The organism is Pedococcus sp. P2_E5 (genome assembly GCF_056403895.1).
Map to the genome: position 1 here is coordinate 20541 of NZ_JBFUEP010000033.1, position 14438 is coordinate 34978.

Consider the following 14438-nt stretch of genomic DNA (forward strand, 5'->3'; position numbering starts at 1 on the left):
TGTACTGCGGGTGAATCGTGGCCTGCGCTGGACGCCCACCGGAGTGGAACCTTCGGTCACGTGCTGCCTATTGCGGTGGCACGCGACAACCGAGCGGTCTTTGGTCAGGGTCCAGAGTACGGGTGGGTGGGCCCCCGGCCAAATCGCGCTCCATCGGCGCCCCCGGGCGCTGCGAGGACGACGCGTCGGCTCACGGGATCTGGAAGGTGCCCACCTGGCTGGCGGGTGGTGCGGTGATGGCGACCGGCTTGCCCCAGTCGCCGAACGTGCCGCCGACCTCCTGACCCTCGACCTCGACGGTCATCGAGACGGGCCGGTCCTGGGCATCGAGGACGTAGCGCGTCGTGACCGGGGCCATCGACGGCACCGCGCCCTGGCCGGCTTCGCCGAGGATCTTGGCCGGGTCGACGGCCACCTCGTAGGTCGTCTCGGTGGCCGACGAGCTCACGACCGTGGCCTTCGCGCCGACCATCGCGTCGGCGAACTGGCGGGGGTTGCCCATCTCGCCGAGCATCCCGGAGAACAGCTGGCTGGACGGGTCCTTGGCCTTGGGGTCGATCTTGACCCAGGGCTTGGTCGAGCCGGGGAGGCCCTTGATGTAGAGCACGCCGTCGATCGACACGATCTCCAGGTTGACACCCTCGATCGCCATGACCATTCGCTGGCGCATCGTGCCCTTCGTCATGGTGAAGGAGCCCGTGGCCGTGCCCCCGGCGCCGACCGTCATGGCCATCGTGCCGGACCCGGCCTTCACCATCGCCGCCAGCATGCGGGTACCGAGGTCACTCCCGTCGACCGTGGTGCCGACAGCCAGTCCGGCGGCGGAGGCGGAGCTCGACGACGTGGTCGAGCTGGTCGCGCTGGTCGACGCCGTCGGGCCCGCGTTCGACACCGTGGCAGGCGTGTCGCTGCCGCAGGCGCCGAGCGCCAGGGTCGCGGCAAGGGCGAGGGCGGTGCACGAGATGGTCTTCACAAGAATCCCCCAGGACGGGCACGCGGGGCACGTCCCCCGCGGCTGCCGCCCAAACTACCTCGTGGGCCTCGCCGGGCGCGGGGATTCGGGCAGACGAGAGCCCGCCTCCCGGGGTGGGTGGCGGGCTCTCGGCAAGGACTGCGGCCGGACGGGGACTCAGGCGGTGGCCTCGTCCTCGACCAGCAGGTTGCGGGTGCGGGTGTAGTCGAGCGGGATGCCGGGGCCCATCGAGGTCGACAGGGTCGCCTTCTCGATGTAGCGACCCTTGGAGGAGGACGGCTTCAGACGCAGGATCTCGTCGAGCGCGGTCGCGTAGTTCTCGACCAGCGACTTCTCGTCGAAGGAGGCCTTGCCGATGATGAAGTGGAGGTTCGCGTGCTTGTCGACGCGGAACTCGATCTTGCCGCCCTTGATGTCGGTCACGGCCTTGGCCGTGTCCATGGTGACCGTGCCGGTCTTCGGGTTGGGCATGAGACCACGCGGGCCCAGGACCTTGCCGAGACGACCGACCTTGCCCATCATGTCCGGCGTCGCGACGACCGAGTCGAAGTCGAGCCAGCCGCCGGCAACCTTCTCGAGCAGCTCGTCGGAGCCGACGAAGTCGGCGCCGGCCTCACGGGCGGCCTCGGCCTTGTCGCCGTTGGCGAACACGAGGACGCGGGCGGTCTTGCCCGTGCCGTGCGGCAGGTTGACGGTGCCACGGACCATCTGGTCGGCCTTGCGGGGGTCGACGCCGAGACGCATCGCGACCTCGACCGTCTCGTCGTACTTGGCCTTGGCGGACGCCTTGGCGAGGCGGACGGCCTCGAGGGGGGCGTAGCTCTTGGCGACGTCGATCTTGTCGGCCGCCTCGCGGTAAGCCTTGCTGCGCTTCATTTCTGCTCCTGTGTCAGGTGTTTCGGTGGAGTTGTGGTCAGTTCGGACCAGCGCGGTCCTGCCACGTTCCCCGGTATGCCGCGTGGGCGGCATACCGGGCAGCTCACGTGAGCTGGTGAATCAGAGGGTGGTGTCGATGCCCATGCTGCGGGCGGTGCCGGCGATGATCTTCATCGCCTGGTTGATGTCGTTGGCGTTGAGGTCTTCCATCTTCTGCTCGGCGATGGCGCGGACCTGGTCGGCCGACAGCTTGGCAACCTTGGTCTTGTGCGGCTCGCCGGAGCCCTTGGGCACCCCAGCGGCCTTCTTGATCAGCTCGGCGGCGGGCGGCGTCTTGGTGATGAAGGTGAAGGAACGGTCTTCGTAGACCGTGATCTCCACGGGGATGACGTTGCCGCGCTGGGACTCGGTCGCAGCGTTGTAGGCCTTGACGAACTCCATGATGTTGACGCCGTGCTGGCCGAGGGCCGGGCCGACGGGCGGGGCGGGGGTGGCCGCACCGGCCTGGATCTGCAGCTTGATGAAGCCGGAGATCTTCTTGCTCTTGGGAGGCATTGCTGTGTTCCTTCTGTTGAGGTGGGCCTACGCCGTGGGCGATGACCCGGTTGCATGCGCCCGGGATGCCGGGAACAGGTGCTGTCGTGCGGTCAGATCTTGGCGACCTGGTTGAACGACAGCTCGACCGGGGTTTCCCGGCCGAAGATGGAGACGAGCACCTTGAGCTTCTGGGTGTCGGGGTTGATCTCGGAGATCGTGGCGGGAAGGGTCTCGAAGGGCCCCTCCATGACGGTGACGGACTCGCCGACCTCGAAGTCGACGACCGCGACCTCCTTGGCCTTGCCCGAGCCACCCCCGGCGGCGCCGGCAGTCGCCGGGCTCTCCAGGTCGGCCGGAGCGAGCATGGTGAAGACCTCGTCGAGGCTGAGCGGCACCGGCTGGTGGGCGTTGCCGACGAAGCCGGTGACGCCGGGCGTGTGGCGCACGGCGCCCCACGACTCGTCGGTGAGGTCCATCCGGACCAGCACGTATCCGGGCATCCGGACGCGGCGCACGAGCTTCTTCTGGCCGTTCTTGATCTCGGTGACCTCTTCCATGGGCACCTCGGCCTCGAAGATGAAGTCCTCCATGTTGAGCGAGGTCGTGCGGTTCTCGAGGTTGGCCTTCACGCGGTTCTCGTAGCCGGCGTAGGAGTGCACGACGTACCAGTCGCCGAACTTGGCGGCGAGGGCGTCCTTGAACTCCTGCACGGGGTCGGCCGGCGGGGCGTCGACGTCGTCCTCGGTCGTCGCGTCGGAGTCGTCAGCCGAGTCGTCCTCGGTGGCGTCGGTGGCGTCTGTGGCGTCGTCGTCCGAGGCTGAGTCCTCGGAGAACGTGAGGGTCGACACCTGCGGCTGGTGGGCCTCGATCTCGGCCTCGTCGGTCTCGTCGCGCTCGACCTCCACCTCGGGCTGGGGGGCGGCGTCCTCTGCGGCAGCACCATCAGCCGCGACCTCATCGGTCTCGGGCTCGGCGTTGTCGGTGGTCCACTGGTCGGACACGCTGATGACCTACTTCCTTCTGGTATTCGCCGGGTGACCCCGGGGTGTCTGCGGTAGGGCGGCGGTCAGCCGCCGAAGACCCACAGCACGAGCTTGGTGAAGCCGAAGTCCACGGTCGCGACCAAGGCCATCACGAACGTCACGAACACGATCACGACGATCGTGTAGTTGACCAGTTCGGACCGCGTCGGTCGGACGACCTTGCGAAGCTCGTCGAGGATCTGGCTGACGAAGAGGGACATCGAGCGGAAGAACCTCGAAATCGGGTTGCCGCCCTTGTCACTCTTGCGGCCGGTGCGACCAGAGCCGCGGGTGTCCGCGCTCACGTCCGTCACGATGCCTCTGCTTTCACTCATGTATGCCGTGACCGGGTCCGGTCACAGGTTCTGCTACGCAGGGCAGGAGGGACTCGAACCCCCAACCGCCGGTTTTGGAGACCGGAGCTCTACCAATTGAGCCACTGCCCTACGGAACTCATCGCGGGGGCGATGGGTTCCGGGTGGCTGACCTGACCCGTTCGCGGGCATGCCGGAAGCATGGCCAATGTCAACCGAGGAGAAAGCATACGTGAGGCCCGCTGCCGAACGCGAACTCGCAGCCGCGGCGAGCGGTGTGGTGCGCGGAGGTGGGCTCAGACGAGGCCGAGGTCCGTCGCCTGCCTGACCACGTCGCGTCGCGTCTCCAGACCCAGCTTGGCGAGGACCGCCGACACGTGGTGGTCGGCCGTGCGGGTCGAGATGTAGAGCTGCTGGGCGAGTTCGGCGTTGGTGAGCCCCCGGGCCACCAACCGCGCCACATCGAGCTGGCGGGTCGTCAGACCGGCGGGATTGGTCACCGTGGTGGTGCGCCGCCTGGCCGGCACCCTCGACAGCCCCCGGCGCCGCAGCAGCTCGCGGCAGCGGTCGGCCGCCGCCCAGGCGCCCATGGTCTCCAGGTCGGCGAGCGCCCCCACGGCTGTCGCGTCGTCGGACGACTCGGCGCGCGCCAGCGCGCGCTCGTACGGAGCGCCGAGGTCCCGCCAGCGCTCGGCGGCGGCATCGGCCCGGCCTGCGAGCTGCAACGCGAACGGCTCGGCCACGGGGCCCGCCCGAGGTTGCCGTCCCAGGCGACGGAGCCACACCGCGAGGTGCCCCGTAGCCCACTGGGCGCCGGGCAGGGCACCGGCCTCGCGCAAGAGGGGATCAGCCCCGTCCAGCCTGTCGTCCTCGGTGTCGAGCAGCCAGGCGCGCTCGGCCAGGGCCGCCATGGCGGCCAGCCGCGCGAGAGGCTCCGCCATCTGCTCGGCCAGCTCCCAGGCGAGCTCGACGTGGTCTGCCCCGCTGAGGGGCTGGTCGCCGCGGCGCAGGGCGACCAGTCCTGTGACCAGGTGGGGCCACAGACTCGCGATGGGCGCGCCGCCGTCGAGGACGGTGCGGGCGTCCTCGAGGCCGGCCTCCCACCGTCCCCGCTCCAGCTGCAGCCGCGCGCGGACTCCTGTCTGCCACTGCTGGCAGATCGGGATGTCGCGGTCGACGGTGAACGGCAGCGACTGCTCCAGCAGGCTCTCGGCATCGCGAAACCGGCGGTGCTCCACGTCGATGGCGGCCAGCTGCGACCACCCCGTCGAGGCGGTCTCGTCGAACCAGCGCGCCGCCGCGTCGTCCACCAGGGTCAGCAACCGCTCACGGGCCGTCATGTCGGCGCCCCGGAGGACGTCTGCCATCGTGCCGACGATCTCCGAGCGCACGAGCAGCTCCTCGTCGGCACGCTCCACGGCCAGCGCCCCGGTGATCTGCCGGCCGGCCGCGGTCGCCTCGACGTCGTTGCGGCGGAAGGCCAGCAGCATCTCCAGGGCCCGGGCGGCCCCGTAGGTGGGAGCGGCAGGGTTCGCCAGGGCGAGTCCGACGTGGCGCTCAGCAACCGCCCGACGGGCGGAGTAGTACTCGATCAGGGCTCGCCGGTTGTGCGCGGCTGCCACACCGTCGGTGTCCTGCGCGTCGGCCCAGAGCCGAGCGGCCTCCGTGATGGCGTCGACGGCCTCGGGCAGGCGACTGACCATGTACTGCTGGTAGCTGAGTCGCTCGAGGAGCCCGGCGCGCTCGACCGCACCCTCGCCGGCGTGGGCGAGCGCGAGTTCCAGGAAGGCGACGGCCTCGCGGTGCGAACCGGTCCGCCCGGCTTCGGCAGCAGCCTCGTCGGCGTAGCGCCGGGTGCGGGGATGGTCGGCTGATGCGTGCGCATGGTGCGCCAGGACGGCAGGGTCGGCGCCCGGGACGTCCTCCAGCGCGGACAGCACGCGCGCGTGCAGCCGGCTCGCCACACCAGGAGCCATGGCGCCCTCGATCGCGCGGCGGGCGAGCTCGTGGCGGTAGCCGATCCCCCGGCGGGAACGCCTCAGCAGACCGGTGCCCTCGAGTCTGCGCAGCTGTGGAAGGTCGATACCCAGCGCCGGAAGGAGCCGGTCATCGAGGGTGTCCGGAGCCGCGGCGATGAGCTGCAGGACCTCGAGGTCCTGCTCGGCCACCCAGCTGGTGCTGGCCAGGACCGCGTCGCGGACCGACGCGGGAAGCTCCTCCCCAGGGTGCCGGGCGATCTCGGTGACGAAGAAGGCATTCCCACCTGTCAGGGCGAGGACCGAGACCGGGTCGATCCCGGTGTCGCGCAGGAGTGCTCGGATGGCGTTCACGGAAAGCCCCTGGAGGGCGATCGTCGTGGCGGCGTCGAGCCGGGCGAGGTCACCGAGGAGGGGCCTGAGCGCGTGGTGGGGCCCGATCTCGCCGTCGCGATAGGTCAGGACGAGCACGACCGGACGGGTCTCGACCCGACGGGCGACGAAGCGCAGCACCTCGATCGACGCCTCGTCGATCCACTGCGCGTCCTCGATCACCACGGTGGTGGGCTCGCTCCCCGCGGCTGCGAGCACCCGCTCCCCGAGCGGTGCCGGTGGACCGGGGTCAGGGCCGAGGGCCACTCCGAGGTCGGCCAGCACCTCCCGGATCGGCCCGAGGGGCCGTGGCGTCTCGAGCGGGTCGCACAGCCCACGGGCAACGCGCGTCCAGTGCTGCTCGGAGGTCGCCACCCGGACCAGGGCCGACTTGCCGGCGCCCGCTTCCCCGGCGACGGCGACGACGCGACCCTGACTGCGGCTCCGCTCCAAGGCCATCCGAAGGTGATCCAGCTGCGGCTCCCGCTCGACGAGCTCCACGCCCACAGCGTACGAGCGCTCGGGCGGGTCCCGGAAGGGCTCGTGCAGGGGTCCGGCCGACCGGGGACGGGCGGGCTGGGTGCCCGGTCCGTCCCCGGCGGCGCCGCGCCCGTCACGGGGACGGACCGCGGCCGGAGGTCTCACCGCCCGCCCTCCCGGCGACGCCGGCGGACGTCCAGGATGACCTGACGGGCGCTGCGCGGCCCGACGGGACGGGTCAGCCCCTGCCGCCCACCCGCGAGGACCTCGGTGAGGTACACGTGCATCTGGGAGTCGATCACGTCGTCGCCCCCATCCGCTCCCGCTCGAACTCCGCCGCGGTGTGGGAGCCGAACTCGGCAACGACCTCCGCGACGAAGTCACACGGAAACCCGCCCCGGCGGGCGTGCTCTCGGACGGTCTCGGGCTCCGCCGTCTCGTGGATGCAGTACAGCTTGTCGCCCGCGACGTAGGTGGTGACCCAGGTGTACGGCACACCGAGGGAGTCGACCGCGGCGTTGGACGTCCGGGAGATCTCGGCGAGCTGCTCCATCGTCAGCTCGCTGGCACCCTCGACCGTCCGCTCGATCAGAAATCGCTTCATGACTGTTCCTTTTCTGTGAGGTTGAGCCGGCGACCGCCGGCTGCCCTCCCAGAGTCGGATTCGCAGGGGGTGCCCGACATCGGTACCCATTGCCCATCTGTGTCGCCGACTCCTGCCCAAGCGCCGGCGCTGCCGCGTCCCCTCAGTGACCGGGGCTCGGACGGCAACTGCGCGGCATAGCGGGGCTCTGGGAGCATGGGTGACGTGACCGAGCAGACCGCCACCGCCACCACCCCCCTCGCCCAGCGCTCCGCGCAGGAGCTCGAGGCCTTCGCCGCCGAGCAGCAGGAGGCGTATGCCGCGCTGAAGGCGCGCGGCCTGTCGCTCGACCTCACCCGCGGCAAGCCCGCGGCGGCCCAGCTCGACCTGGCCGAGGACCTGCTCAGCCTGCCCAAGGGCGTCAAGGACGCGAGCGGCGTCGACACCCGCAACTACGGCGGGCTCGAGGGGATCAGGGAGCTGCGCGAGATGTTCGCCGAGCTGCTGTGGGTCGAGCCGGAGCAGGTCGTGGCCGGCGGCAACTCCAGCCTCGTGATGATGCGCGAGGTGCTGGTCGACCTGTGGTTGCACGGTGCCGTCGACAGCGAGCGCCCCTGGGGGCAGGAGGAGAAGGTCACCTTCATCTGCCCGGTGCCCGGCTACGACCGCCACTTCACCCTGCTCGAGTGGTTCGGCATCGACATGGTGACCGTGCCGATGCACGAGGACGGCCCCGACGTCGAGGCCGTGGCGCAGTTGGCCGCGAGCGACCCGAGCATCAAGGGCATGTGGCTGGTGCCGACCTACGCCAACCCGAGCGGGTCGGTCGTCACCCAGGAGATCGCCGCCCGCCTGGCCGCGATGGAGACCGCCGCCCCCGACTTCAAGATCTTCTGGGACAACGCCTACGCGTTCCACCACCTCACGGAGGACGAGGCCAAGAGCGCCGACATCCTGACCCTCGCCGCCGCCGCGGGGCACCCGCACCGTCCGATCATGTTCGCCTCGACCTCCAAGATCACCCTGGCCGGTGCCGGCGTCGCGTTCCTGGCCGGGTCGGTCGAGACCGTGAAGTGGTACACCGGCCACCTGGGCAAGGGCGCGATCGGTCCCGACAAGGTCAACCAGCTGCGGCACGCGCAGTTCTTCGGTACCCCGCAAGGCGTCCGCGACCACATGGCCAAGCACCGGGCGGTCATCGCCCCCAAGTTCGCCGAGGTCGAGCGCATCCTGTCGGAGCGCCTCGGCGGCCTGGATGTCGCGACCTGGACCAGGCCGACCGGTGGCTACTTCGTCAGCCTCGACGTGCTCGACGGCACCGCGTCCAGGGTGGTGCAGCTGGCCAAGGAGGCCGGGATCGCCCTCACGCCGGCCGGCGCCTCGTTCCCCCACGGGGTCGACCCCCGCGACCGCAACATCCGCCTCGCCCCCACCTTCCCCCCGCTGGACCAGGTCAGCGAGGCGATGGAGGCCGTGGCCACCTGTGTCCTGCTCGCCTCCGTGGAGAAGGTGCGCGGCGAGGCCTGACGGCCCTTCTGCACAGGGTTGTATGCCGCGTGGGTCCCCTTGCGGTGTGGCCCCGGGTCGCGCAGGGTGGGGACATGAGCGACCAGCCGGGCACAGAGAGCTTCGACGACGACCTGGGCAGTGTCAGCCTGGACGACGGGGTGGACGCAGGCAGCGGCCAGGACCAGCTGCTCGACTCCAGCGAGGGCGACAACGAACCGTCGTCGCCGCCAGACCTCCAGCCGCGCGCCACCGAGTGGGGCACGACGGCCTCCGAGCAGGGCCAGGAGGAGAGCATCGAGCAGCGCATCCGGCAGGAGGTCCCCGACCCGGACTCCGCCTACGGCGCCCCGGACGACGAGGGGGGCCTCGACGCCGAAGCCCGCGTGGGCGGCGCCGACCCGGACTCCATCGCCGCGGACGACGACTTCCTCGGTGACGACCTCGTGGGGGACGCGAGCGTCGGGCAGCTCACCGATCCTGACGAGGGCGACCGTCCGGACGTGGACAGCGAACTGGTCGGTGACGAGTCCGAGTCGAGCGGCGACCCGCAGAGCCCGGAAGAGGCAGCCATGCACATCGTGGAGGACTAGCCCTGCCAGACTGCTGCGCATGCGCCCGGTGACCGCCCTCCCGAAGGCGCACCTGCACCTGCACTTCACCGGTTCGATGCGCGTGGAGACGGTGCGCGACCTCGCGCAGAAGCACGCCCTCCACCTCCCCGAGGCCCTGACGACGGGCTACCCGCCGCAGCTGAGCGCGCGGGACGAGCGCGGCTGGTTCCGGTTCCAGCGGCTGTACGACGCAGCTCGCGCCTGTGTGCGCGACGAGTCCGACCTGCGCCGGATCGTGCGTGAGGCAGCGCAGGACGATGCGGCCGAGGGGTCGCGCTGGCTCGAGATCCAGGTCGACCCGACGTCGTACGCGCCGTTCGTCGGGGGCATCACGCCGGCGCTCGAGATCGTCCTCGACGAGGCTGCCGCAGCCTCGCGTCAGGAGTCGACACAGGTGGCGGTGGTGGTGGCAGCCAGTCGGATCCGCCACCCGCTCGACGCCAGGACGCTGGCGCGCCTCGCCGCGCACCACGCCGGCGAAGGTGCGGGCACCGTCGTCGGGTTCGGGCTCAGCAACGACGAGCGTCGCGGTCAGACGTCCGAGTTCGCGCCGGCCTTCGAGATCGCTCGGCGCGCCGGGCTGGCCCTGGTGCCGCACGCCGGGGAGCTCCTCGGCCCGGCGGCCGTCGAGGCGACGCTCGAGGCGATCCGCCCCGACCGGATCGGCCACGGTGTCCGCAGCGTGGAGGACCCGCGAGTGCTCGACCTCGTCGCCGAGTCAGGAGTCGCCCTGGAGGTCTGCCCCCGCAGCAACATCGCCCTGGGGGTCTACGGCAGCCCCGGGCAGGTGCCACTGCGCACGATCGTGGAGCACGGCATACCGGTGGCGTTGGGAGCCGACGACCCGTTGCTGTTCGACTCACGCCTGGCCGACCAGTACGAGCTGGCCCGCACCGCCCTCGGCTTCACCGACGAGGAGCTGGCGGAGCTGGCGCGGGGGTCCCTGCGCGCGAGCCGGGCGCCGACGGCGCTGCAGAAGGCGGCCCTGGACGACATCGACGCCTGGCTCGCGACCCCACCCACCTGACCCCGCCCGTCTGACCCCCGACTCTGAAGGATCCGCAGCGTCCTGACCCGGCAGATCCTTCAGACTCGCGGCCTAGAGCTCATGTCCCACACTGAGCCTCATAGTTCATGTCCCACGCTGAGCCTCATAGTTCATGTCCCACGAACACCGGCTCGTTGACGAGCGTGACCCCGAACGCGTCGTGGACGCCCTGCTGGAGGTGCCGCGCCAGCGCTGCGACGTCGTATGCCGTGGCGTCACCACGGTTGGTGATGGCCAGGGTGTGCTTGGTCGAGAGGGCTGCTCCGCTGCCGGGGAGCGCGAAGCCCTTGGCGAACCCGGCCTTGTCGATCAGCCAGGCCGCGGAGGTCTTGACGTTGCCGTCGCCGTCGATGAACCTCGGGGGCCCGGACGCACCCGGTCCGAGCCGGGTCGCAGCCCGGGACTCCAGGGCAGCGAACCGCTGAGCCGACAGGATCGGGTTGGTGAAGAAGGACCCACAGGACCAGGTGTCGTGGTCGTCGGCCTCGAGAACCATCCCTCGCAGCCGCCGCTGCGCAAGGACCGCCTCCCGAGCGTCTGCCAGCGGCACCCGCTCCCCCGGTGAGACGTCGAGCTGACGGGCCAGGTCGGCATACCCGATCGGCTGGCTGAGCTCGCTGGGGATGAGCTGGAAGAGAACGTCGAGCACGACGAAACGCGAGGTCGACTTGAAGGCGGAGTGGCGGTAGGTGAAGGCGCAGTCCGCGGACGCCAGGGTGCGCACCTGCTGCTGGGCCCGGTCGTAGACCCTGACCGAGGCGATGGTCTGGGCGACCTCCTGGCCATAGGCACCGACGTTCTGGACCGGGGTGGCGCCGCTCGACCCGGGGATCCCCGACAGCGCCTCCACGCCCGACCAGCCCTCGGTCACGGCTCGCGCGACGAAGTCGTCCCAGACCACGCCCGCGGCGACGCGCACCATCACCCCGCCGCACAGGTCGGCGGACTCGACGGTCACGCCGTCGGTGGCCAGCCGCACCACGCTGCCAGCGAACCCTGCGTCCGCCACGACGAGGTTGGAACCGCCACCGATGACGAGCAGCGGCTCGTCGGCGTCGTCGACCTCGCGGACGGCGTCGACGACCTCGTCGATGGTCTGGGCGGTGACGAGCCGGGCAGCGGGGCCACCGACCCGCATGGTCGTCAGGGACGCCAGGGGGACGTCGTGCTCGTCGTGCATCGCCAGTTGCTCTCTGTCGGGGGACCGTTGCTCGCACCGGGGTCCGAAGGTACGGACCCCGCGGCGAGGTTCAGTCGAGCTGGACGACGGCGATGCACCGACCGAGCACCTTGGCGCCCTCGCTCGTCGCGGTGAGCTCGACGGTGGCGCGGCGGGTGTCCTCGTCGACCGCCTTGACGACACCGCTGACCTCGACCCCGCCACCGCCCTGCGGGACGACGACCGGCTTGGTGAAGCGGGTGCCGAACTCGACGACCCGGCCACCGTCCCCGGCCCACTCCTCGACGACCGAGCCGACGGCGCCCATCGTCCACATGCCGTGGGCGATGACGTCGGGCAGACCCACGGACTTCGCGAAGGCCTCGTCCTGGTGGATGGGGTTCTGGTCGCCGGAGGCGGCGGCGTAGGCCACGAGGGTCTCGCGCGCGACGGTGAGCGTGAGAGGCCCGATCGTGTCGCCGACGGTGGCCTCGGCAAGGGTGCGTGCGCCCACGGTCACTCCCCTCCCCGGATGACGATGGTGGACGTGGAGGTGCACAGCGCCTCGCCGTCGCGCGTCGCCAGCTCGGTGCGGGTGGTGACCATCGCGTGGCCACCGGCCTCGCGCACCGAGTCGACGGTCAGGATGCCGAGCACGGAGTCGCCCGCCGTGATGGGTCGGTGGTGGACGAAGCGCTGCTCGCCGTGCACCACCCGGGTGTAGTCGATGCCTGCCTCGGGGTCCTGGACGAACACCGCGTCACACTGCTGCGCGAGGGTGACGGCGAAGGTGGGCGGCGCGATCACGTCGCGGTAGCCGGCGGCCTGCGCGGCCTCGCTCGAGGTGTGCACGGGATCCTGCGAACCCACCGCGGAGGCGAACGCCGCGATGGTCGCCGCGTCCACGGCATACGGGCCACTGGGCGGGTAGCTGCGCCCTGCGAAGTCTGCGTTGACGGCCATGGCGACCACTCTATTGGTGCCCGTCGACGACGCGACCGGGCCGTCCGCCGGGGACACGACAAAGCCGCCCGGGGACCGAAGTCCGGGGCGGCCGTCGAAACGCGTCAGGTCAGCGGGTCTCGCGGTGGAGCGTGTGCTTGCCGTCGCGGGGGCAGAACTTCTTCATCTCCAGGCGGTCGGGGTTGTTCCGACGGTTCTTCTTGGTGATGTAGTTGCGCTCCTTGCAATCCACGCACGCCAAGGTGATCTTGGGGCGGACGTCGGTGCTCTTGCTAGCCACGGGGCAACCTGCTCTCGAAACTGACTGGTGGTCTGCTGTCTTGATACAAAATGGTGGGCCACCCGTGCGGGACGGGCAACGACGCATCAGAATACGCGAGTTCAGGGTGATTCCTGAAATCGCGGTTGTAGCGGGAGCGGGGCTCGATCCCGCGACCTCACGATTATGAGTCGTGCGCTCTAACCAGCTGAGCTACCCCGCCATGGGGTGTGCGCCTCGCGGCGCCGTTCCCAGAGCCCCCTGTCGGAATCGAACCGACGACCTTTTCCTTACCATGGAAACGCTCTACCGACTGAGCTAAGGGGGCGCGCTCACCGGGGGCTCGCGAGAGCCGCGCGGAAGTGCGACGGTGAGACTACACGGTCTGATGCCTCCACCGAAAATCGAGGGTATGCCGCGCGGCGGGGCCCGCGCGACGGCTTTCCGGGCGGCCCCTGGGAACCGGGACGCGAGGCCCTAGCGGAAGGCCTGCTCGCCGGTCATCGCCTGTCCGATGACGAGCGTGTGCATCTCCACGGTGCCCTCGTAGGTCAGCACGGACTCGAGGTTGTTCATGTGCCGGATGATCGGGAACTCGAGGCTGATCCCGTTGGCGCCCAAGATGGTTCGCGAGGTGCGGCAGATGTCGAGCGCCTCACGGATGTTGTTGAGCTTGCCGAGGCTGACCTGCTCGGGGCGCAGCGTGCCGGCATCCTTGCGGCGGCCGAGGTGCAGGGCGAGCAGCTGGCCCTTGACCAGCTCAAGGGCCATGTCGGCGAGCTTCTGCTGGGTCAGCTGGAAGCCCGCCAGTGGGCGGCCGAACTGGTGCCGCTCCATCGAGTAGCGGCGGGCCGTGTCGAGGCTCGAGCGGGCCGCGCCGAGGGAGCCCCAGACGATGCCGTAGCGCGCCTCCGAGAGACAGGCCAGCGGACCCTTCAGGCCGGTCACGTCGGGGAACACCGCGTCGGCCGGCAGCCGCACCCCGTCGAGGACGAGCTCGCTGGTCACCGAGGCCCGCAGCGACAGCTTGTGCTTGATCTCGGGGGCCGAGAACCCGGGGCTGTCGGTGGGCACGACGAAACCCCTGATGACGCTTCGGCTGGCTCCTGCCCCGGCCCCGCCGGCCCCGGCCTCGGTCCCGCCCTCGGTCCCGCCCTCGTCGACCTGGGCCCACACCACGGCGACGTCGGCGATCGACCCGTTGGTGATCCACATCTTCGAGCCGTCCAGGACCCAGTCGTCGCCGTCCCGACGGGCGCGGGTGCGCATGGAGGCGGGGTCGGAGCCGTGGTCGGGCTCGGTCAGGCCGAAGCAGCCGATCGCCTCACCGGCGGCCATCCGTGGCAGCCACTCCTGCTTGTGCTCCTCGGTGCCCCAGCGGTGGATCGCGAACATGGCAAGGGACCCCTGCACCGACACCAGGCTGCGCACGCCGGAGTCGGTGGCCTCCAGCTCGAGGCAGGCCAGGCCGTAGTCGACAGCGCTCATCCCGGCGCAGCCGTACCCCTCCAGGTGCATCCCGAGCAGCCCCAGCGAGCCGAGCTCCCGGGTCAGCCCGCGGACGTCGTCGATCTCACCGCGCTCGAACCAGTCGGCGACGAACGGCTCGACCCGCTTGTCGAGGAAGGCGCGGACGCTGCCGCGGATCGCCTTCTCCTCGTCGGAGAGCAGGTCGTCGATGCCGGCGAGGTCCATCGGGTCGAGCGCAGACGGCGGGGTCATGCGCGCCAGTCTTGCAGCCCTGCTCCGCACCTGT

Annotated in this window: 16 protein-coding genes and 3 tRNA genes; 3 read left to right on the plus strand and 16 right to left on the minus strand. The window is 70.6% G+C overall.

Going from position 1 to position 14438, the window contains the following annotated elements:
* Positions 1 to 190: 190 nt before the first annotated feature.
* The 9 genes from AC1DVZ_RS12595 to AC1DVZ_RS12635 all read right to left on the minus strand — a co-directional run bounded on the left by AC1DVZ_RS12595 (position 191) and on the right by AC1DVZ_RS12635 (position 7154).
* The gene (locus AC1DVZ_RS12595) at positions 191 to 973 is read right to left on the minus strand and encodes a hypothetical protein (RefSeq protein ID WP_477618542.1); all 783 of its coding nucleotides are present in this window, start codon (positions 971 to 973) and stop codon (positions 191 to 193) included.
* 156 nt (positions 974 to 1129) lie between these two features.
* Entirely contained in the window at positions 1130 to 1849 is a 720-nt protein-coding gene (rplA, locus tag AC1DVZ_RS12600) for a 50S ribosomal protein L1 (protein WP_477618543.1), read from the minus strand.
* Between the two features lie 120 nt (positions 1850 to 1969).
* Positions 1970 to 2404, minus strand: coding sequence for a 50S ribosomal protein L11 (rplK, locus tag AC1DVZ_RS12605; RefSeq protein ID WP_140743486.1), 435 nt, complete (start codon positions 2402 to 2404; stop codon positions 1970 to 1972).
* 92 nt (positions 2405 to 2496) lie between these two features.
* Positions 2497 to 3387: a transcription termination/antitermination protein NusG gene (nusG, locus tag AC1DVZ_RS12610; protein WP_477618544.1), complete on the minus strand. Its 891-nt coding sequence runs from the start codon at positions 3385 to 3387 to the stop codon at positions 2497 to 2499.
* Positions 3388 to 3452: 65 nt separating this feature from the next.
* Positions 3453 to 3722 carry a preprotein translocase subunit SecE gene (gene secE / locus AC1DVZ_RS12615; RefSeq protein WP_477618545.1) on the minus strand — a complete coding sequence of 90 codons (270 nt, stop codon included), beginning with the start codon at positions 3720 to 3722 and terminating at the stop codon, positions 3453 to 3455.
* 59 nt (positions 3723 to 3781) lie between these two features.
* Positions 3782 to 3854, minus strand: a tRNA-Trp gene (locus AC1DVZ_RS12620).
* 164 nt (positions 3855 to 4018) lie between these two features.
* Positions 4019 to 6571 carry an ATP-binding protein gene (locus AC1DVZ_RS12625; protein ID WP_477618546.1) on the minus strand — a complete coding sequence of 851 codons (2553 nt, stop codon included), beginning with the start codon at positions 6569 to 6571 and terminating at the stop codon, positions 4019 to 4021.
* A gap of 140 nt (positions 6572 to 6711) precedes the next feature.
* Positions 6712 to 6852 carry a hypothetical protein gene (locus tag AC1DVZ_RS12630; RefSeq protein WP_477618547.1) on the minus strand — a complete coding sequence of 47 codons (141 nt, stop codon included), beginning with the start codon at positions 6850 to 6852 and terminating at the stop codon, positions 6712 to 6714.
* Positions 6849 to 7154 carry a DUF4242 domain-containing protein gene (locus tag AC1DVZ_RS12635; protein WP_477618548.1) on the minus strand — a complete coding sequence of 102 codons (306 nt, stop codon included), beginning with the start codon at positions 7152 to 7154 and terminating at the stop codon, positions 6849 to 6851. Before AC1DVZ_RS12635 ends, AC1DVZ_RS12630 begins: the two co-directional genes overlap by 4 nt.
* A gap of 204 nt (positions 7155 to 7358) precedes the next feature.
* Between AC1DVZ_RS12635 and AC1DVZ_RS12640 the strand changes: the two genes are divergently transcribed.
* The 3 genes from AC1DVZ_RS12640 to AC1DVZ_RS12650 all read left to right on the plus strand — a co-directional run bounded on the left by AC1DVZ_RS12640 (position 7359) and on the right by AC1DVZ_RS12650 (position 10280).
* A complete protein-coding gene (locus AC1DVZ_RS12640; protein WP_477618549.1) occupies positions 7359 to 8660 on the plus strand; it encodes an aspartate aminotransferase type Ic in 1302 nt (433 codons plus the stop codon).
* A gap of 74 nt (positions 8661 to 8734) precedes the next feature.
* Positions 8735 to 9232 carry a DUF5709 domain-containing protein gene (locus tag AC1DVZ_RS12645; RefSeq protein WP_477618550.1) on the plus strand — a complete coding sequence of 166 codons (498 nt, stop codon included), beginning with the start codon at positions 8735 to 8737 and terminating at the stop codon, positions 9230 to 9232.
* A gap of 19 nt (positions 9233 to 9251) precedes the next feature.
* Complete coding sequence (locus AC1DVZ_RS12650) at positions 9252 to 10280, plus strand: adenosine deaminase (RefSeq protein WP_477618551.1); 1029 nt, start codon at positions 9252 to 9254, stop codon at positions 10278 to 10280.
* A 124-nt stretch (positions 10281 to 10404) separates the two neighbouring features.
* On the opposite strand, the gene AC1DVZ_RS12655 is transcribed toward AC1DVZ_RS12650, so the two are convergent.
* The 7 genes from AC1DVZ_RS12655 to AC1DVZ_RS12685 form a co-directional block, all read right to left on the minus strand.
* On the minus strand, positions 10405 to 11481 hold the full coding sequence (locus AC1DVZ_RS12655) for a UDP-N-acetylmuramate dehydrogenase (protein WP_477618552.1): 1077 nt from the start codon (positions 11479 to 11481) through the stop codon (positions 10405 to 10407).
* A 70-nt stretch (positions 11482 to 11551) separates the two neighbouring features.
* Positions 11552 to 11980, minus strand: coding sequence for a MaoC/PaaZ C-terminal domain-containing protein (locus AC1DVZ_RS12660; RefSeq protein ID WP_477618553.1), 429 nt, complete (start codon positions 11978 to 11980; stop codon positions 11552 to 11554).
* Positions 11977 to 12423, minus strand: a complete 447-nt coding sequence (locus AC1DVZ_RS12665) for an FAS1-like dehydratase domain-containing protein (RefSeq protein ID WP_477618554.1) — start codon at positions 12421 to 12423, stop codon at positions 11977 to 11979. The genes AC1DVZ_RS12660 and AC1DVZ_RS12665 overlap by 4 nt, the downstream gene beginning before the upstream one ends.
* A gap of 109 nt (positions 12424 to 12532) precedes the next feature.
* Positions 12533 to 12703: a 50S ribosomal protein L33 gene (gene rpmG, locus AC1DVZ_RS12670; RefSeq protein WP_179420867.1), complete on the minus strand. Its 171-nt coding sequence runs from the start codon at positions 12701 to 12703 to the stop codon at positions 12533 to 12535.
* A gap of 128 nt (positions 12704 to 12831) precedes the next feature.
* Positions 12832 to 12905: transfer RNA gene (locus tag AC1DVZ_RS12675), tRNA-Met, on the minus strand.
* A gap of 32 nt (positions 12906 to 12937) precedes the next feature.
* A tRNA-Thr gene (locus AC1DVZ_RS12680) sits at positions 12938 to 13010 on the minus strand.
* A gap of 149 nt (positions 13011 to 13159) precedes the next feature.
* Positions 13160 to 14404: an acyl-CoA dehydrogenase family protein gene (locus tag AC1DVZ_RS12685; protein ID WP_477618555.1), complete on the minus strand. Its 1245-nt coding sequence runs from the start codon at positions 14402 to 14404 to the stop codon at positions 13160 to 13162.
* Between the last annotated feature and the right edge of the window lie 34 nt (positions 14405 to 14438).